The organism is Clostridium sp. YIM B02551, assembly GCF_022324735.1.
In the GTDB taxonomy this organism is placed as follows: Bacteria; Bacillota; Clostridia; order Clostridiales; family Clostridiaceae; genus Clostridium_T; species Clostridium_T paridis.
This window is the reverse complement of the sequence record NZ_JAKGTF010000026.1, coordinates 1-20,530: the sequence shown is the minus strand read 5'-3', so window position 1 is coordinate 20,530 and position 20,530 is coordinate 1. Positions and strand designations below refer to the sequence as shown.

16 protein-coding genes are annotated in these 20,530 nt (G+C 28.9%); 12 read left to right on the top strand and 4 right to left on the bottom strand.

The features are described 5' to 3' along the window. Nucleotides 1-311: 311 nt before the first annotated feature. The 12 genes from L1S47_RS20210 to L1S47_RS20155 all read left to right on the top strand — a co-directional run bounded on the left by L1S47_RS20210 (nt 312) and on the right by L1S47_RS20155 (nt 14,620). Nucleotides 312-479 (top strand): hypothetical protein, encoded by a 168-nt coding sequence (locus tag L1S47_RS20210; protein ID WP_238886843.1) that lies wholly within the window; start codon nt 312-314, stop codon nt 477-479. Nucleotides 480-896: 417 nt separating this feature from the next. Continuing rightward, a complete protein-coding gene (locus L1S47_RS20205) occupies nt 897-1,058 on the top strand; it encodes a hypothetical protein (protein WP_202769580.1) in 162 nt (53 codons plus the stop codon). Between the two features lie 213 nt (nt 1,059-1,271). Continuing rightward, nucleotides 1,272-3,350, top strand: a complete 2,079-nt coding sequence (gene glgB / locus L1S47_RS20200) for a 1,4-alpha-glucan branching protein GlgB (protein WP_275297894.1) — start codon at nt 1,272-1,274, stop codon at nt 3,348-3,350. Beyond that, nucleotides 3,347-4,783, top strand: coding sequence for a glycogen synthase GlgA (gene glgA / locus L1S47_RS20195; protein WP_238886842.1), 1,437 nt, complete (start codon nt 3,347-3,349; stop codon nt 4,781-4,783). The genes glgB and glgA overlap by 4 nt, the downstream gene beginning before the upstream one ends. A 23-nt stretch (nt 4,784-4,806) precedes the next feature. After that, a complete protein-coding gene (locus tag L1S47_RS20190) occupies nt 4,807-7,242 on the top strand; it encodes a glycogen/starch/alpha-glucan phosphorylase (RefSeq protein WP_238886841.1) in 2,436 nt (811 codons plus the stop codon). An 11-nt stretch (nt 7,243-7,253) separates the two neighbouring features. Then, nucleotides 7,254-9,083: a glycoside hydrolase family 13 protein gene (locus L1S47_RS20185; protein ID WP_238886840.1), complete on the top strand. Its 1,830-nt coding sequence runs from the start codon at nt 7,254-7,256 to the stop codon at nt 9,081-9,083. 331 nt (nt 9,084-9,414) lie between these two features. Beyond that, a complete protein-coding gene (locus L1S47_RS20180; protein ID WP_202769584.1) occupies nt 9,415-9,858 on the top strand; it encodes a hypothetical protein in 444 nt (147 codons plus the stop codon). 272 nt (nt 9,859-10,130) lie between these two features. Continuing rightward, on the top strand, nt 10,131-11,276 hold the full coding sequence (locus L1S47_RS20175) for a glucose-1-phosphate adenylyltransferase (RefSeq protein WP_238886832.1): 1,146 nt from the start codon (nt 10,131-10,133) through the stop codon (nt 11,274-11,276). A 15-nt stretch (nt 11,277-11,291) separates the two neighbouring features. After that, the gene (gene glgD, locus L1S47_RS20170; protein ID WP_238886831.1) at nt 11,292-12,398 is read left to right on the top strand and encodes a glucose-1-phosphate adenylyltransferase subunit GlgD; all 1,107 of its coding nucleotides are present in this window, start codon (nt 11,292-11,294) and stop codon (nt 12,396-12,398) included. Between the two features lie 23 nt (nt 12,399-12,421). Next, nucleotides 12,422-13,846, top strand: coding sequence for a glycogen synthase (locus L1S47_RS20165; protein WP_238886829.1), 1,425 nt, complete (start codon nt 12,422-12,424; stop codon nt 13,844-13,846). Between the two features lie 152 nt (nt 13,847-13,998). After that, nucleotides 13,999-14,166 carry a hypothetical protein gene (locus tag L1S47_RS20160; protein WP_202769588.1) on the top strand — a complete coding sequence of 56 codons (168 nt, stop codon included), beginning with the start codon at nt 13,999-14,001 and terminating at the stop codon, nt 14,164-14,166. Between the two features lie 10 nt (nt 14,167-14,176). Further along, on the top strand, nt 14,177-14,620 hold the full coding sequence (locus L1S47_RS20155) for a VanZ family protein (RefSeq protein ID WP_238886824.1): 444 nt from the start codon (nt 14,177-14,179) through the stop codon (nt 14,618-14,620). Nucleotides 14,621-14,694: 74 nt separating this feature from the next. On the opposite strand, the gene L1S47_RS20150 is transcribed toward L1S47_RS20155, so the two are convergent. The 4 genes from L1S47_RS20150 to cls form a co-directional block, all read right to left on the bottom strand. Continuing rightward, on the bottom strand, nt 14,695-16,062 hold the full coding sequence (locus L1S47_RS20150) for a VanW family protein (protein ID WP_238886822.1): 1,368 nt from the start codon (nt 16,060-16,062) through the stop codon (nt 14,695-14,697). Nucleotides 16,063-16,083: 21 nt separating this feature from the next. Continuing rightward, nucleotides 16,084-16,740, bottom strand: coding sequence for a hypothetical protein (locus L1S47_RS20145; protein WP_238886820.1), 657 nt, complete (start codon nt 16,738-16,740; stop codon nt 16,084-16,086). Nucleotides 16,741-17,321: 581 nt separating this feature from the next. Next, a complete protein-coding gene (locus L1S47_RS20140; protein WP_238886818.1) occupies nt 17,322-18,629 on the bottom strand; it encodes a DUF2334 domain-containing protein in 1,308 nt (435 codons plus the stop codon). 75 nt (nt 18,630-18,704) lie between these two features. Then, on the bottom strand, nt 18,705-20,117 hold the full coding sequence (cls, locus tag L1S47_RS20135; protein ID WP_238886844.1) for a cardiolipin synthase: 1,413 nt from the start codon (nt 20,115-20,117) through the stop codon (nt 18,705-18,707). Nucleotides 20,118-20,530: the final 413 nt, after the last annotated feature.

The window sequence follows — 20,530 nt, the reverse complement described above, 5'->3', positions numbered from 1 at the left end:
TATAGCTCAGCTGGGAGAGCACCTGCCTTGCACGCAGGGGGTCAAGAGTTCGAATCTCTTTATCTCCACCAAAAGAAGACACAATTATTCTTGTGTCTTTTTTGTTTACATAAAGTTTAATTTTTCATAAATTTGTAAAAAGCAGAGTTGGTTGCATATCAATTTTTTCTCATATGTATTTAGAAAGGCAGATGTGAGAAAAAAATTTGAGACTTATAGTCTTCTTGATGATTTTTTTATTTATTTTCTTATAAAAATTAAGTATACTAAGATAGAAAACGAGAAAAATTTATGTGAAGGAAAAATTATTGATGAAGAAAAAGGTTAAAATTTTAGGACTTTATGTACTTATTGCAATACTTATACAAATAATAATATTATTATTTTTAAATTATCGATATTTAGCCATTGATGACAATGCTAAGCCACAAGTAGCAGATGTGATAGAAAAATCGCAAGGCATTAAAATGAATTTATAGTTTATAGAAATAAAGATAAATAAATAACTGAAAGTTTTAGACAAGCATTCAAAAACAGAGTAATTAAGAATAAAAAAAGTGAAAAGTTAATAATAAATCAAATATAAAAAATATATAATATTAATGTAAATGACTAAAAAGAAGTGTGTTATATAACTTATTAATTGATTTTTAATAAATATATATAAAAAATATTGAAATATTTGGAAAGTTAAACTAAAATATAAGTTATTAACATAAAATAAAGTAGTCTAATAAAATGCAATATCAAAAAATAAGGTTATAAAAATATAGCAAAGAAATTTACCTGAATACGTTTACCAGTAATTACACATTTAACAAAGAAACTTTTTTTTCATAGTATAAACTATATTACGGGGATTAATAAAAATGTAAAATTTGATGGGGAGTGTTTTTATGTCTAATGCAGAAGATTTAGAAAAAGAACTGGTAGGATTAAAACTAAAAAAAAGAGAATTAATTTTAGCGGGGAAGAATACCGATACAATCGATGAGAAAATAAGGCAAATAGAGCAGACAATTAAGGAGAAGTACGAAAAAGAAAATAATGATTTATAAGAATATGTTTATGAAAAGCTATCATCTAGGTAGCTTTTATTTTTTTGCTCTTTAGTGATTTATAATTTTTTATTGCAATGTATGAAACTAAGAGGATTATAGAGTAATAGTAAAAAAATTCCAGGTGGTTTTATAATAAGAAAAGTTTAAAAAACATAATATTTCAAAATTATGATATAATCTATTAAAGACTAAAAAGGGGGTTCATGGGATTTGAGGGAAATAATAGAAAATGATAAACATGAAATTAATAACTCCTCTGAAGAAAAGAATAGTAACACAGATATACAAGTGAATAAGGAAGAAAGTAGAACTGTAACTGAAGGTATAACAGATTATGACTCATATTTGTTTCATCAAGGAAACCATTATAATGCCTATAAGTTTATGGGAGCACATTTAGTAACAGAAAATAGAAAAAAAGGAGTAAGATTTACTACATGGGCACCTAATGCGAGTGAGGTTTATATTGTTGGAAATTTTAATAATTGGCAAGTATCAAAAGAGTATGAATTGAATAAAGTCACTAAGTCAGGAATATGGAGTACTTTTATACCTGGAAAATTTGAAAATCAAATATATAAATATTTAATTATAAATAAAAGGAATCATAAGAAGGTAATGAAAGCAGACCCTTATGGGGTTCTGTCTGAATTAAGGCCGAATACTGCATCAATTGTGGTTTCAAATAGCAAGTATAGATGGAAAGATAAACGTTGGATTAATAAGAAGAATAAGACTAATGTATATAAAAGTCCTATAAATATATATGAGCTTCACCTGGGTTCATGGAAAAAGAAAGAGTCAGGTGAATTTTTCACTTATAAAGAAATTGCGATAGAAGCAACTAAATATGTTAAGGAAATGGGATATACACATGTTGAAATAATGCCAATAATGGAACATCCATTAGATGATTCATGGGGGTATCAGGTTACAGGGTATTATGCACCAACTTGTAGGTATGGGACAAGAGAAGAATTTAAGGAACTTGTTGATTCATTCCATAATGAAGGAATAGGGGTTATATTAGACTGGGTTCCAGGACATTTTTGCAAGGATGCACATGGGTTATATATGTTTGATGGAGAAGCAGTTTATGAATATAAGGATTTATTTAGGCAAGAAAATAAAGGTTGGGGTGCAGCAAATTTTGATTTAGGGAAAAATGAGGTTAAAAGTTTTCTTATATCAAATGCTTTATATTGGATGAGAGAATATCATATAGATGGGTTAAGAGTGGATGCTGTTGCCAATATGCTATATCTAGATTATGATAGGGGACCTGGTGAATGGATTCCTAATAAGTATGGTGGGAAAGAAAACCTCGAGGCTATTAAGTTTTTACGAGAGCTTAATACAGCGGTTTTCAGAGAATTTCCTAATAATTTAATGATTGCAGAAGAATCTACATCATGGCCTCTTGTAACAAAGCCGGCAGATGTAGGAGGTTTAGGATTTAATTTTAAATGGAATATGGGATGGATGAATGACATATTGAAGTATGTATCTGTTGATCCTTTATACAGAAAGTATAATCATAATCTAATTAATTTCCCTATGATGTATCATTATTCAGAGAATTTTATTTTGCCAATATCACATGATGAAGTAGTTCATGGAAAGAAATCATTGATAGATAAAATGTGGGGGGATTATTGGACTAAATTCGCAGGCCTTCGAGTGTTTATGGGTTTTATGATGACACACCCAGGAAAGAAAACTTTATTTATGGGAAATGAATTTGGACAATTTGTTGAGTGGAGACATAAGGAAGAACTGGATTGGCAATTAATTGAGAATTTTGACATGCATAGAAATACCCATAGGTTCTTTAAAGATATTAATAACTTATATATAAATGAGAAAGCTTTATGGGAGCTAGATTATGATCACTCTGGATTTAGATGGATAGATGCTGATAATAGTGAGCAAAGTATATTAATTTATGTTAGAAATGGAGTAAAGGAAAGAGATACATTAATAGTAGTGTGTAATTTTACCACATATGAATATGATAATTATAAAATAGGAGTTCCTTACCTAGGAGAATATAAAGAAATATTTAATAGTGATAATGAATTATATGGAGGGAAAGGAAAAATAACAGAACAAACAATGTTTTCAGTTAAAGGAAATTGGCACAAAGAAGCGTATTTTCTTAATATAAAAATACCGCCAATGGCAGTAGTAGTAATAAAGCTAGAAAAACAAATAAGGTTAGAATCTAAAAATGCATCATCAAGCAATCTAAAAAAAGAGAAAAATAAAGATAAGGAGGAACTACTATGAAAGTACTGTTTGTGACTTCTGAGGCAGAACCCTTCGCTAAAACTGGTGGATTAGGAGATGTGGCAGGTTCATTGCCAAGAGATTTAAAAAATCTAGATGTTGATGTTAGTGTAATCATGCCATATTACAAAGAGATTAAAGAAAAATATAATGATAAGTTATACTTCATAAAATGTTTCACGGTATCTGTTGGGTGGAGATCTCAATATTGTGGACTTTTCCAATATGAATTTGAAGGAGTGAAATATTACTTTATAGATAATGAACGATATTTTGATCGGGATGGGTTATACGGATACTATGATGATGCAGAAAGGTTTGCTTTCTTCGATCGAGGAGTACTACAAACCCTTAAAGAGATTGACTTGAAGGTAGAAATAATTCATGCAAATGACTGGCAATCTGGAATGATACCAGTTCTTTTGAAATTAGAATATTCTAAGGATCCTTTCTATAGTGAAATCAAAACAGTGTTTAGCATTCATAATTTGCTCTTTAGGGGAACTTATGACCCCAATATACTTCCTGAGTTATTTGGATATGATATGGTGCCATATGAAGATGGAAGTTTAGAATTTTATGGTGGAGTGAGTTTTATGAAGGGAGGAATTAATTATTCAGATAGAGTTTCTACGGTGAGTCCGAGCTATGCGGGAGAGATTCAGACATCATTATATGGAGAAGGATTAGATGGGTTACTAAGAAATAGAAGTAGTGCATTATCTGGAATATTAAATGGAATAGATTATAAGGCATATAATCCTGAAAAGGACGAGTATATTTACCAAGATTATTCAGTTAGAGATTTAGATGGTAAGTCTATTAATAAAGAAAAGTTGCAAGAAGAGTTAGGATTACCTGTTGATAAGACAATACCACTTATCGGAATTGTATCAAGACTTACAAATCAAAAAGGAATGAATTTAGTTGCAGAGGTATCAGATTCATTACTTCAGAAGGAAGTTCAACTTGTAGTCTTAGGAACAGGCGATTACTTATATGAGGAGCATTTTAAGAATTTACAATATAGATATCCTAATAAGGTATCTGCAAATATAAGATTTAGTAATGAACTAGCTCATAAAATATATGCAGCTTGTGATATGTTCTTGATGCCATCTTTATTTGAGCCTTGCGGCCTTGGACAATTGATTGCATTGAGGTATGGTACTATTCCGATTGTTAGGGAAACTGGTGGCTTGAAGGACACAGTAATACCATATAATAAATATACTGGGGAAGGTAATGGGTTTTCATTTAAAAATTACAGTGCGTGGGAACTTATGAATACAATTGAATATGCTTTATCTTGTTATGGCAATAATGATGTTTGGAGTAATTTAGTTATATCAGCAATGAATCAAGATAACAGTTGGAAAAAATCTGCTGAAGATTATAAGAATTTATATCTAAATTTAGTGACACAATTTTAGAACTATATTTAGGAGTGATTATTTTGTTTAAGATAAACAAAGAAGTATTTATAAAAAATTATAAGCGAAAATTTGTAGAAATTCATGGAGTGCCATTAGAAGAAGGATCAGATATAGAGAAATATCAGGCTCTAGGAATATTGGTAAAAGATTATGTAATAGATATGTGGATAAATACTAATAAAAGATATAATGACAATAAAGAGAAGCAGGTATATTATTTTTCAATGGAATTCTTGTTAGGAAGACTGTTAGGGAATAGTTTGCTTAACCTTGGAATAAGAGATTTGTGTAAAGAAGGTCTTAAAGAATTAAATATAGATTTAGATAAGTTAGAAGAATTAGAACAAGATCAAGGGTTAGGTAATGGTGGACTTGGTAGATTAGCAGCATGTTTTTTAGACTCAATGGCATCGTTAAATATTCCGGGTCATGGTTGTGGTATAAGGTATAAATATGGATTTTTTGAACAAAAAATAATTAATGGGTCTCAAGTGGAAACTCCAGATGTTTGGTTAAGAAAGGATAATGTATGGGAAATAAAAAAGCATAATAAAGCAGAAGTTGTTAAGTTTGGTGGAGAAGTTAAGGTTGAATATATAGATGGAAGCTTAAAGTTTAATCATATAAATTATGATTCAGTATTGGCAACACCATACGATACTCCGATTGTAGGATATAAGAATGAAGTAATAAATAGCTTAAGACTTTGGAGTGCTGAACCAATAAACAATGAATTTGATTTCTCATCTTTTAGCAGGGGAGAATATTTAAAAGCAATAGAATACAAAAATTCTGTAGAGGCTATATCGCAAGTACTTTATCCAGAGGATTCATTTTATGAAGGAAAGCTATTAAGATTGAAGCAACAGTATTTCTTTGTATCTGCGGGAATACAAAGTATAATTAGGCATTACAAGAAGCATATTGGGGATTTATATTTATTAAATGATAGAATAGCAATCCATATAAATGATACTCATCCAACTATGGCAATACCAGAGTTAATGAGGATTTTAATTGATGAAGAGAACTTCTCTTGGGATGATGCATGGAGGGTAACTACTAATACAATATCATATACAAACCACACTATATTAGCAGAAGCTTTAGAGAAATGGGAAGTTAACATGTTTAAAAAACTACTTCCAAGAATTTATATGATTATTGAAGAGATTGACAGGAGATTTAGAGAAGAATTAAATAATAGATACCCTTATCAAGAAGAGAAAATTCATAAAATGGCTATTATTGAAGATGGCTTTGTAAAGATGGCTCATTTGGCTGTGGTAGGAAGTCATAGTGTTAATGGCGTGGCCAAACTTCATACAGAAATTCTTAAGAAACAGGAAATGTCAGATTTTTATTATATGTTTCCAAGAAAATTTAATAACAAAACTAATGGTATAACTCATAGAAGATGGCTTATAAAGTCTAATCCTGAGCTTACTAAATTATTAAAGATGACTATAGGTGATAGCTGGATAAAGCATCCTACAGACATGGAGGCTTTTAAAAGATTTAAGGACGATGCAGTAGTACAAGAAAAGCTAAGTGAAATTAAAAAGAATAATAAAGAAAGATTAGCTAAAAAAATTAAAGAACAACAAGGTATAATTGTTGATACAAATTCAATATTTGATGTACAGGTTAAAAGAATTCATGCATATAAAAGACAAACTCTTAATGCACTTAGAATTATGGGAATCTATAATAAATTGTTAGGTGATCCTAATTTAGATATTCCACCGAGGACATTTATTTTCGGAGGAAAAGCAGCACCAGGATATTATTTAGCCAAAAAGACAATTGAACTGATTAATGCAATAGGCAAAAAAATTAATAATGACAAAAGGATAAATGATAAACTTAAGGTTATCTTTATGGAGAATTATAATGTTTCATTAGCAGAATTAATAATCCCAGCAACAGATTTGAGTGAACAGATTTCAACAACAACAAAAGAGGCATCAGGAACAAGCAATATGAAGTTTATGATGAATGGGGCAGTGACTATAGCAACATTGGATGGAGCAAATGTTGAAATAAGAGATGAAGTTGGTGATGAGAACATTATAATATTTGGGCTAACTGAAAAAGAAGTTGTAAATTACTATAGGAATGGAGGATACTCTTCTTGGGCAGTAAGAAATTCAGATAACAGGCTTATTAATGTAACTGAACAACTTGTTAATGGGTTTTATGATCAAGATAGAGAGAGATTTAGAATAATATATAGGGATTTACTTGATTATAATGATGAATTTTTTGTGCTTAAAGATTTTGATTCATATATGAATGCGCAAGAGAAGGTAGATGAATTATACAGAAATAAATCTAAGTGGCAGAGTATGGCTGCAGTTAATATAGCTCATTCTGGAATATTCTCTAGTGATAGAACAATTCAAGAATATGCTACTGGAATATGGGGTTCCGGTTTTCTCTATAAGAATCTATGAGGTGGAATAAGATGAGTACTCAGTATATATATCATGATTCGCAGAATAATTGTTATAGAAGACCATTTGGAGCAGTACCAATAAATAGTGAAGTTTTTTTACTACTTGAAACTACTGGCGAGGCTAAAGAAGTGTTTTTGGAACTAATCTACTTCAACGGAACAACAGAAAAAATAAAAATGATTAATAGTATAGAGAATTTTAATAATAATAAAAAGTATTATACGAAGATAACTTTAAAAGAACAAGGAGTCTATCAATATTATTTTTCAGTAGTCTTTGATTATAGCGTGTACTTTTATGGTAATAATGTACAGCAACTAGGGGGAGTTGGAGAAGTCTATTTAGATAATCCTAAGACATACCAGATTACAGTGTATAAAGAGAATAAGATACCTGCTTGGTTTAAAGAAGGAATAATATATCAGATTTTTGTTGATAGATTTTTCAATGGAAATGATTATGGTGTAATTTCAAATCCTAAAAAAAATAGCTTTCTATATGGGAGATGGGATGATGATCCCATGTATATAAGAGATGCTAAAGGAGATATAACTAGATGGGATTTCTATGGAGGTAACCTAAAAGGTGTAATTCGCAAAATACCATATTTGAAAGATCTCGGAATAAACACAATATATTTTAACCCCATATTTGAGGCAACTTCAAATCATAAATATGATACAGGTGATTATAAGAAAATCGATGAGATGTATGGTGACGAAAGTATATTTGCTGAACTGTGTAGAAAGGCTGCGGATTCTGGAATTAAAATAATATTAGATGGAGTATTTTCTCATACTGGTGCAGATAGTATTTATTTTAATAAGTATGGTAACTATAATTCTCTAGGAGCATATCAAAGTAAGTATTCTAAGTATTATAACTGGTATAGTTTCAAGTCATTTCCTGATAGTTACGATAGCTGGTGGGGGTTTAGCAATCTACCCAATGTAAATGAACTATATCCAGACTATGTAGATTATGTTGTGAACTCAAAAGACTCAGTACTAAGTAAGTGGATGAATATAGGTGTTAGTGGCTGGAGATTAGATGTTGCAGATGAGTTACCAGATGAATTTATAAGACTATTGAAAGAAAGAGTGAGGAAAGAAAAATCAGATAGTGTTGTGATTGGAGAGGTATGGGAGGATGCCTCAAACAAAATAAGTTATGGGAATAAGAGAAAGTATTTTCTTGGAGATGAACTAGATTCTGTTACAAATTATCCTCTAAGAGAGAATATTATTGAATTCTTTACAAATAGAATTAATTCAGAAGTATTTAAAAGAAGAATTATGAGTTTAAAAGAAAATTATCCTCTTGAAAATTTCTATTCACTCATGAATCTTATAGGAACCCATGATACCAAACGAATACTAACTGAAGTTAAGGAGAAAAAAATATTATATTTGTGCGTAATCATCCAGATGACTATGGTAGGAGTTCCTTTAATTTATTATGGAGATGAAGTAGGGCTTAAAGGAGAGGAAGACCCCTTGAATAGAAAAACATATCCTTGGGGAAAGGAAGATAAGGATATTTTGAACTTTTATAAAGATATTATAAAAATTCGAAATGGCAGCTCTATATTAAAATGCGGAGACTTGGAATTTATTACTTGTGATGAAGATGTCATCTGTTATAAAAGAGGTTTGGCAGAAGAAAAGTTATTTATCATAGTAAATAGGAGTAATAATGAATCTAAAAAGATAGTTATTAAAGAATTTATAGAGGAAAAGAAAGTAGTTGATTTATTAACTTGCGAAGATATAAATGCAAGTGATGGTATAGTAAGAATAAATCCGTTGGAGGGTCTTATATTAAGTATTAAAGAATGAGTCTAAAAAAATATTAGTAAATTATAAAAAAAGAATTGAAATTAATTATCAATAGCAGTATAATTATATTAATCAATATAGATTATTATTTAATATAAAATGTTGATTAATTCTCACAAATATTTTCAATTACCGTACTTTGTGGATGATGCTTTAGAAGTTATTAGTTAATCCATTAAGTATATCCTCCATTAAAATTCACCTATAAAAAGAGTCAGTATTATTACTGACTCTTTTGTTTTGTAAAATTATTACTATTTTAATTCCAAACAATATTTTTTGGTCATATTTTTATTTATAGAATCATATTAAATATCTAGGAGGTGTTTGTATGATAAGAACTTTTGTCTGTGAAAAAGAAGGTTGTAGCGGAAATAGCTTTTATATAGAAAGCAAAGATGATAAATTGCTTCTAACATGTAAAGAGTGTAAAAGTATATATGATATAGATGTAAGCTATTATGACTACACTATATTATCTCAATGCTCTCATTGTAATAATGATACATTTAAAGTTTTTAGAGATACAGAAAAAGAAGGTGTTTATTTAAAATGCATTGAGTGCGGAAATCCACCTGAAATTGTGTATTTAGATGAAGAAGGAACTCAGATAAATTATGAAAGTAGAGTTTTAAATAATATAAAAGATAGAATAGTCTCATTAGACCAAAAAATCTTCTCTTTAGAGAAAAAGATTGATGAAGTAGAAAATGGCCAAGAGTTAATAGAAGAATCATTAGCTTATGTGTCTAAGTTTTTAACTGAAATTAGTTAGATAATTTCTAGTTCTATTATTGGGAAAACTGTAGAGATATATATTAAAGATTTAAGATAATATATTTCCAATAAGACTTCTTATGAGTGCTAATTTATATATAAGTAATTGGTAAAACCATAACTATATATTAATAGTACTCTTTTTAAGTTTAGAGTAAATAGATAAATATATATGTAAAGTTACTTAAATTTATAGTATCATAAGTATATAAATATGGAATAAAATGGATATGGTTAATTTGAGAATTAGAATATGAGAGGGGTGTAGTAATGGTTAGAAATGGAATGATAGCCATGATATTAGCAGGTGGTCAAGGTTCGAGACTTGGAGTATTAACAAAGAAGATTGCAAAGCCTGCGATTCCTTTTGGAGGAAAGTATAGAATAATAGACTTTACATTAAGTAATTGCTCTAATTCAGGTATTCATACAGTAGGGGTATTAACTCAGTATCAACCATTTATTTTGAATTCACATTTAGGAATAGGTGAACCATGGGATTTAGATAGAAGAGAGGGTGGAGTGTTTATTTTACCACCATATCAAGGAGAAGGGGGAGCAAACTGGTATAAAGGAACTGCTAATGCTATTTATCAAAATATAGCATTTGTGGATACTTATGATCCAGAATATGTACTAATACTATCTGGAGATCATATCTATAAAATGAATTATGATGAAATGCTAAGTTTTCACAAGAATAAAGGAGCAGATGTAACAATAGCAGTTATAGATGTGCCGTTATATGAGGCTTCAAGATTTGGAATTATGAATACCAATGAGGATTTATCAATATATGAATTTGAAGAGAAACCTGAGAATCCTAAAAGTACAAAAGCATCCATGGGAATATATATATTTAAATGGAAAGAGTTAAAAAAATATCTTAAAGAAGATGAGCAAGATAAGAATTCGTCAAATGATTTTGGAAAGAATATAATTCCAAGGATGCTGGAGGATGGAAAGAAGATGTTTGCGTATCCGTTTGAAGGATATTGGAAGGATGTAGGAACTATAGATAGCCTTTGGGAGGCAAATATGGATATGTTAAAGGATGATAATGAATTAAATCTCCATGATGATAATTGGAAGGTATATTCAGTAAATCCAGTAAGACCGGCACAATATATAGGAGCAAATGCTAAAATCAAGTCTTCACTAGTTGTAGAAGGGTGCATAATTAATGGAGAAGTTGAAAATTCTGTGCTATTTCCAGGGGTAACTGTAGGGAAGAATGCAAAAGTTAAAGATTCAGTTATATTTCCGAACACAAAGATTGGAGAAAATGTTGTAATTAATAAAACTATAGTTGGAAATGGTGCAGTGATAAGAAGGGATTCGAAGATTGGGAATGGAAAGGTAGTAAAAGTAGTTTCTCCAAGTGAAGATATAAAAAGTGGTTCTATAATTGAGTAAAGGAGCTGTGAATTTATGAAGAATTGTATCGGAATCATTAATTTAGATGAGAGGGAAGATAGAATAAGAGAACTAACAAGAAATAGGCCATTGGCATCAGTTCCAATAGCAGGAAGGTATAGAATCATTGATTTCATATTATCTAATATGACAAACTCAGGAATTTCTAATATAGGTGTATTTACCAGAAACAATTCAAGATCATTAGTGGATCATGTGAATAGTGGAAACCCATGGGACTTAAATAGAAAAATTGATGGACTTAGGGTATTTAATTTTTCTCATGAAAATCCAATATATGATGACGTTCATATATTTGCTAACAATATTGAGTTCTTTAAGTTAAGCAGACAAGAGTATGTGCTAATGGCACCCTCTTATATGATTTGTAATATAGATTATAACGAAGTAATGAATTTTCACATTGAAAATAATTCTGATATAACAGTTATATATAAAAAGGTTAATAATGCTGACAAGAATTTTATTAATTGCAGTATACTTGATTTATCTGAAAATAATAAAGTTATGAGTATTGGAGAGAATATAGGTTCCCAAAAAGAAGCAAATATATTTATGGAGATGTATTTACTTAAAAAAAGCTTATTTATAGAATTAATATATGATTGTATAAAAAGTGGAGCTTGCAGAAAAATAAAAAATTCAATAACCTCCAGGGTTAATCAATACAATGTACAAGCTTATGAGTTTAAAGGATATTTAAGCTGTATTAATTCTTTGAAGATGTATTATGATTGTAATATGGATCTTTTAAACACTAGAGTTAATAATGAATTATTTTTTGATAATGGTCCTATTTATACAAAAAGTAAAAATGAAGCCCCAACTAAATATACAAAAGATAGTAATGTAACTAATTCAATAGTTGCAAATGGGTGCTACATTGAAGGTGCAGTTGAAAATTGTATTATATCTAGAAGGGCGAAAATAAAAAAAGGTGCAAGGGTTAAGGATTGCATAATACTTCAAAATGCTGAAATAGGACCTAAGGCTATTTTAGAAAATGTAGTGGTTGATAAAAATGTTGTTATAGAAAAAGGTGAAGAAATAAAGGGTTCAAAAAAGTTCCCATTAACGATAGAAAAGGAAAGAATTTTTTAAATTCTAGATTGGGTGTGTGAAGTATGAAGGTTTTATTTGTGTCTGTAGAGGCATATCCTTTTATGAAAGTAGGAGGCTTAGGTGATGTTGCACATGGGCTTCCTAAAGCCCTAAAAGGAATGGAAGTTGATGTTAGGATAATCATGCCTAAATATAAACTCACTAAAAAAATGAAAAAGAAACTAAAGTTTGTTGCAAGGTTTAAAACTTATATCGGGTGGAAAACAATTGAATGCTCTCTTTGGAGTGTAATAGAAGATGGACTTCAGTATTATTTTATTGACAACCCTTTTTATTTTTATAGAGAAAGAGCATATGGGTATGGAGATGATGAAGAACGATTCATTGCTTTTTCAAAGGGTGTATTAGAAAGCATAAAATATATTGAGGATTTTACTCCTGATATAATTCATTGTAATGAATGGCATTCATCATTAATTATTCCATTAAAAAAGATTTATTATGAAGAAGATGATAAATATAAATCTATAAAAACTGTATTTACCATACATAATATTATGTATCAAGGGCAATGTCATAAAGATATGTTATGGATGCTCGGTATAGATGAGGAAAAATATTATAAAGAGGATGAACTTAAAAATAATGAAGGAATAAATATGATGAAGTGGGCAATTAAATATGCTGACAAAGTTACTACAGTAAGTCCTTCGTATGCTGAAGAAATAAAGGAAGAGCATAATGGCTTTGGGTTAAGCAAATATATTAAGGATAAAGGTGAAAATTTCGAGGGAATATTAAATGGGATTGATTATGGTGTCTTTAATCCAGAAGAGGATAGTAATTTATTTAGGAGATATGACATTAATTCCATACAATTAAAGAGAGAAAATAAAATTGAATTGCAAAGGGAATTAAATCTTGAAGTAAATTGTGAAATCCCGTTAGTTTCGTTAGTAAGTAGATTAACGGAACAAAAGGGAATAGGATTACTAATTTCAAATATAGATGAATTAATGAGAAGGAATATTCAATTAGTGATAGCAGGAACTGGAGAAACTATATATGAGGAATCTTTAAAAATCTTATCTGAGAAATATAAGGGGAGATTAGCAGTTATATTAAAATTTGATACGAGTATTTCTAGTAGAATATATGGAGCTTCAGATTTATTTTTAATTCCATCTAAATTTGAACCTTGTGGGCTAACACAGATGATATCTATGAGATACGGTACTTTGCCATTAGTTAGAGAAACTGGTGGATTAAAAGATACTGTAAAAGAATTTAATAATCTAACAGGCATAGGGAATGGTTTTGCATTTAAGAATTATTCAGCAATAGATATGATAGAGGCATTAGATAGAGCATTAACAATATATAAAGATAAAGAAGTATGGAATTTAGTTCAAAAAAATGCAATGCTTCAAGACAATAGCTGGAACTTATCTGCAAAAAAGTATTATGAGCTTTATAGAAAAGCATAAGAATAACTATAGTTATACCCCTAGAATATAAAAGATTTAATATGTTTATATAATATAAGATTTATTTAAGGTTAATTTAATAAAACTTTTTTGTTTTAAGTTATATAATGAGTAGAAGAAATGTATTTAAGTTTTATTTGGGGGTAATTTAAATGAAAGATAATAAAGTTTGTTATTTAGATTTAGCAGTAATGAGTATAGGTATTCTTTTGATTATAGTAATAAAGAATGCTACAAGGTTTATCGGTGTAGGTTTATTATCTTTGGCATTTACTTATTACATGATTGATAGATATAACATAATGAGAAAACTAAAGTAAGGATGAATATATGAAAAATAACAAGAGAACATTGAGATGGGCACTGTTAATTATTTGGATGATAATAATTTTTATATTTTCTCAGTTGCCAGGAAATGTATCAGATGAGCAAAGTCATGCAGTAATATATATTTTTAAATTGCTAGGATTAAGATTAGATAGTTTTTTTGGAGATTTAGCTAACTTTGCTGTTAGAAAAGCATCGCATTTCTCAGAATATTTTATATTATTTCTGTTAGCATTAAATCTAACTAAGACGTATTTTAACAAATGGAAATCAAGAAATATTGCTTTACTTATAGTATTTCTATATGCATGTTCGGATGAATTCCATCAAATATTTATTCCAGGCAGAACTGCTGCAATTAGAGATGTATTAATTGATACATGTGGAGGATTATTAGCTTATTTAATAAGCACACTCATCTCAAGAAGGAGACAAGCTAGTAATTAAGTAATTTAAATCAATAAAAAGCAAAACTATACTTTACATAGTTTTGCTTTTCGTATTTTAGACAGGATTAATGATTATTTATTTCCTGCCCTTATTTTTGTTTGGGTTGGTGAATAGTAATCACTAGATAAAGTTTCTGTATTTATTAATGTTCCATTTTCATAAGTGTATCTAAACACTCTAACTCTATAACCATCACTACCTTGGTTAATAGTATATTGCTTACCAGTTTGAAGTGATGGGTCATTAATCAGCTCTATAGTTGAAGGTATACGTTCGTATACATCATTCTTAATTACATATTTCTTATTTAATAGACTGGAATTTGAATAAATATTTATATACAAAGTTCTATTGGTTGAGTTCGCCTCTATTAATAGAGGATATCCAAGGGTATTTTTAAATTTAAAGTCAATGCTATTCCATACAACAGTTGCATCCGTTCCTAATGCAACATAGGAAACCGGTAAATTATGATTTTGTCTTTCTATAGGGGTAATGCCACAGTTCAAGATAGCGTTATACAAGGTAGAGGTTACTTGGCAAATACCACCTCCAAGGCCGGATTCAACTTTATTACCAACAATAATTGGAGCATCCATAAATCCACGTTCCCTTGTTCTATCTCCAACAATTTCATTAAAACTAAAAATATCGTTAGGTAAAAGAATTCTGCCATTAATCAGTTTAGCTGCCAACTCAATATTTGCTGCCCTCTCAAAAGAAGAGGTTGAATAGTCGGTTGAAAAAGATGAAATAGAAGCATTGATAGCGGAGAGGTTTTCAGATGAAATACTCGGTTTTGTTAATTTAACCGGTGCACTTATAGTAACATCCTCAGCTGGAAGATAAGATAAACTTTTAGTTATAGATTTCTTTAATTCTTCCTTGTTAAGGGTATAACCTTGGACTTCATTTTCTATTTGCAATTTTCTTTCTACTACTGGCCTTATTTTGGCATTCTGAGGGGCTGTATCAATATGACTTTCAATCCCATTAATAAAACTCAGAAGCGTGTCTTCATTAATAGTAACTGGTATTTGAAATTCGTGAGTATCTTGGTTAGAAATTAATCTATGCTTTTCTAAAGGTGATAAGTTATCTTCATATGCTAGCACTTGATCAATAGTAGAAGACAATGATGTATCTTTTATAAGTTTATATGATTCAATTGTAAAAATCTTATCCTTAAATTTAATATTAATATTAGTACTGTTAGATGAATTTATGTATTTGGTGTTGATTTTATGTAAAGCTTCAGTTTTAGTAAGGCCCTTTAAATTCATATTCCCAATATTTATGCCTGGATAGATAAGTGAATCCCATTTTTTATTTTCAGTGTATATTCTATAGCCGAAACCACATAAAGTTCCAATGGAACACATTACTAATCCGAGAATAAATAACTTCCCTTGGGAGGTAATTTTATAACTTGGTTTCATAATTAATTACATCCCAATATTCTATTTAAAGAAATTAAAGATATTAGTTAATTTTTGAGTTTCAAATTTTATAATATTATTTTGTTCATCTAACATGGTCTCTTTAGATTTTATTTGATTTTCGTAAGAAGAAATTAAGTCTTTTAATTTATCTATTTCTGCTTTATATTCAGCAATACTTGTATTAATTGTTTTTTGATATTTCTCTGAAAATTTATTTAATACATCTAATCTTGTTTTCCCATCATTTAAAAGATCATTAAGGTTAGAGTTAGCAGCATTAATGATATTAATTACAGATTCTTTTCTTACATCAGATGGTAAGCTTTCAGGTATTGCATCTATAAATTTCCCTAGCGTAAAGATTGTATTTGAATTGCTAGAGTTTATAGAATACATTGAATATATGTCATCTACAATAAAGTTTTTATCAATAGTTTCATTACTAGTATTAGTTGTAGATTCTGATATGTTTTCCAGTGAACCTTCGTAATTTGTAACTTCAGATGGAACATTCTCATCCATTTCTAAAACCATATTTTCAACTCCTCCATCGATTTCTGCATCGTTATTATGATTTTCAATATTTTCAATTGATGATTTAAAATCAATAGAAGCCTCATTGTCAACCTTTTCGATGACATTTAATTTTTCCAACACAGACATAAATTTTGACATGTTTAAATCTCCTCTTTTTAAGTATTGTAATAATTAGGATACGTAGATGTGCCCTCATATAAATATGGGCTGCATTTTAGATAAATCTATAGACTACTGTTTGTCCTAAAGCAAATGATAAAATTAAAAAAAATAACAAGGCAAAGATATTAAAGTACCTTTGCTTCAATACATATTGCTTCTTTAGTAAAAAGGTATTAATAATATTTATCACGAACTTATAAATAATTAAATTTATAATAATTATTAATATTTGTATAAATAGAAATTTAACTAATATAATTATCACATCCAATTACAAAATTAATACAATATTCTACATGATATATAAGTTTAATGTATATTTTTATTTAATTATAATGTATTAAATTAATTTCAGCAATATATGGAAAAGTATTAAATGTAGAAATTTTAGATAATATCGAAAAAAATGTTTGTTTACTCATAAAATTAATTGATATTAATGCAATTTTAAAAAAATAAAATAAATAATTATTGTTGAGAGTATAGAATGGTAAGTTAAAAGATAAAGAATAATAACTAAGGAATATAATATTAATACATTGAGGTATACTCCTTAGCTACTTTATATCAGTTATTTTGATTGTGACATAGTTATTTTCTTTCAATGTTTTAGTAATTATGTTTAAAGGAGATTTGGTCGAATAATAGAACAAGATAAACCCTTGATAGTTACTATATATATCAATAAAATCGAATTCTTTACAAGGATGATAAAAAAAACTATTAAGTATATTTGTATTTTTTTTATTAAGTTCTTTAATTAAAGGAGCAACATCATAATCTTTAATATAACTAAGAGGAGTTGGGATATAAAAAGTATGATGATTCCTCTCACTCAAGATAGGAGATTTATTCCACTTACCTACGTAGGGCTCATAAATATAATCAAAATATTTCTCAATTATTTTTTGTTGATTTGCTGTAGCTTCATAGTGAGGTGTCTCAAAAAAGTTATAAGGAATATTTAGTAAGTTAGCTGTTTTAATAGACGATTTAAGTACATTTGTGACTTCTTCTTCAGTAGTATTATAATCTCTAGTTAACTCATTTGAGGTAACACTTCTCTCATTGCCATGTTGGTGGGTATATCCGTGAAGGCCAATTACTCCATCTCTATATATCAAATAATCTAAAGTATTAATGAATGCAGAATTCTCCATGTTAATGTTCGTTAAAAGATCATTATCAATATCTTCTGAAGGATCTTTATATCGTGGAATCCATGCTACTGAAAATTTTAAGTTACTTTTTTGCATATAGTTACCCAATACTTTTAACTTATAAAGATTTACTGAATCTAAATAAACTTCTCCACAGACCACATCTTCTAATCTTATAAGTGCAATGTTTTGACTAGGTTTATTTTCGGAAGCAGGGACTCTTTCTATTGGAGAAAATATTACTTTGTTATTTTCAAAATCCCAATAAGTTATTAATGAAAAAACTTCCTCGATATCGGAAATGGATAGATATGAAAGCTCGCCAATTGATAATATATCACCTCTAAGAGGTTTCGATAAATTATTATATTTTATAGTGTTATTTATTTTAGAAATTAAAAGAGAGTCTTTTTTATTTATGATTTTAAAGTATTCCTGTGATTCAATTAATTTAGCTCCCATCTTCGTACAAAACTCACTAATAGGGATATAGTATCTTTGAGATTTTTGATAGAGAGAATGTTTGAAAAATAATTTTTTATTACCGTAAAATATGTTTATGTTATTTATTTTATATAATGAGTCTATAGTTTTTGAATTGATAGAGCTTTTCGAAAATTTAGTTACAACAATAGGATTCAATAAAGTTATTAATATAAATAAAATTAATATGTTTGAAGTTATGTGAAATATTCTTCTTATCATAAAAATCTCCCCTTAAAGATAAAAAAATATCAAACCTACATTCAGAGCATAGAATGCTGGTTTGATATTTATTATTTACAATAATGAAGAAAAAACTCGTGCGACACCTTCAATTAGTTTTTCAGCCTTGCTAGTATTATTTGATTCGTCTAAAGTGAATTCTCTACACATCTTTAAATCTTCAATAAATATTTCTTCTAATTGTTTTGTTATAACTTCATCATAAATTACACAGTTTATCTCATAGTTTAAGTCAAAGCTTCTTATATCCATATTAGTAGTTCCTAAAGTACAAAGTTTTCCATCTACAGTCATGGTCTTAGCGTGAACAAAAGATTCTTTATCATAAAAATAAACTTTAACTCCACAAGACAAAAGCTCATCAAAATAAGTTCTAGAAGCCTTATTTACAATAAAGTGATCGGCTTGTTCTGGAAAGATGATTTTTACTTCAACGCCACCTAAGGCAGCTATTCTCAAAGCATCCATTATACTTTCGGGAGGTACAAAATAAGGAGTGGTTATATATATGTTGTTATTAGCCATCGTAATCATTTTTAACATTGCTTGCATTATTGCAGGAAATTCTGAATCAGGACCACTTTTAACAAGTTGCATTAATGTATCATTTTTAACTTTTGTTGTTGGAAAATATTTATTGAATTCAGCATCGTAAAATGAATAGACATTGTTTGCTTTTTGAATAGTAAGAAAATCATCCAGAAATACAGCTTGAAGAGCCATAACGAAATCACCTCTTACCATGAGATGGGTATCTCTCCAAAAACCATATTTACTTTTCCCTAAGTACTCATCACCTATATTAATCCCACCTATGAACCCAACATTCCCGTCAATAATTACTATCTTTCTATGATTCCTGTAATTGATTTGGGTATTTATTGGTCTAAGTATTGGGGCTAAAAAATATGAATAGAATACTATATCAACACCAGCATCTCGTAATTCTTTTATAAAGGAATGTTTCATTCTTGCACCGACTCTATCTATTATGAAACGTACGCGTACTCCCTCTCTAGATTTTTTAACTAGGATATCCTTAATTTCATTTCCTATTTCATCACTTTTTACTATATAATACTCCAGATGTATATGATGCTTTGCTTTTAGTAATTGTTCTTTTAGTGCTTTAAACTTATCTGTACCATTAGTAAATAAATGTACTTGATTATTGGGGAAGATTGGTGAGTCGCTATTGGTTGCCAGCAATTCTATTAATGGAGCATATTCGCTTAGTTTATATTCTTTGATTATTGGTTTTATTAAAGCGTTAATTTTGGAAGACATTCTATCATTAAGTTTATGAAGCTTCCAGTTGCGGCCTAAAAATATATATAGAAATAATCCTACAGGAGGAAGAAGCAAAAGGATTAATAGCCATGCAATAGTCTTTTCTGGTCGTTTTCTTTCTAATACAACAATTGTTGTACCAAGTAAAATATTAATGGTCATTATTATATATGTCATATAGTGTGTGATACTTGCCAAAAAAGACACCTCCAAACATTTATTGTAATTTATTTTTATATTATATCAATAAAATATGAATTGGGTAAGATTTTGTTCGCAAAATGTAACATAAGTAGAAATATTATTTATACTTTATACTTTATCCTTTATATGTTAGTTAGTCAGGCTCTATAAAGGTGTTAATATTATTTATTATGTATAATATTATTAAAAAGTAATAAAATAAATATATAAAAAAATATATGAAAAAATATATGAAAAAAGTGTTGACTTTATTTTTTAGCCATGATAAGATACTACTTGTCGCTGCGAAAGAGCAGAGGCGAAACAAACAAACTGGTCTTTGAAAATTAAACAGAGGAAATGAAGTAAGATTTAGAAATAAACTTAAGTCAACGTAATCTTTTGAG